The organism is Halomonas sp. ATBC28, assembly GCF_005937175.1.
GTDB classification, from domain to species: Bacteria; Pseudomonadota; Gammaproteobacteria; order Pseudomonadales; family Halomonadaceae; genus Vreelandella; species Vreelandella titanicae.
On the sequence record NZ_VCQL01000129.1, the window covers coordinates 1 to 428 of the forward strand.

General features: G+C 57.0%; 1 protein-coding gene. It reads right to left on the minus strand.

What is annotated here, in order from left to right:
- A partial coding sequence (locus E0L35_RS25665; protein ID WP_138801743.1) for an amidohydrolase family protein occupies positions 1-428 on the minus strand: 428 nt, incomplete at both ends.

Here is a 428-nt window from a genome sequence, read left to right on the forward strand (position 1 = left end):
GCGTCAGGTGGCGAAATGCATCCAGTTTATCGAGCAGCGCATTCTGCCCGCTAATTACGCCAGGGTAGTCCATCATTTCTGCAAGGCCGGTAACCTGCGGATGGTCCCGCCAGGCGAGCATCTGTTCAAGGGTAAAACTGGCACCGTTAACATCGCAGCCTTCCAGGGCGGGTACGCAAGAGCTGACCTGTAAGTACTGGTTTTGCCTTGCCTGTTCGGCACAGCGGGCAAACCAGGCGAATCCGGCTTCTCCCATCACGTTGACGATTTCATGAGGGTCGCAAATAACGGTCGTCAGGCCGCGCGGCAGGGTAGCGGTTTCAAAAGTGACCGGCGTCATCATGCTGGATTCAATATGCAGGTGAGCATCAATAAACCCTGGCACCGCCGTTGCGCCGCGAGCATCAATCCGCTGCAAAGCCGGAGCA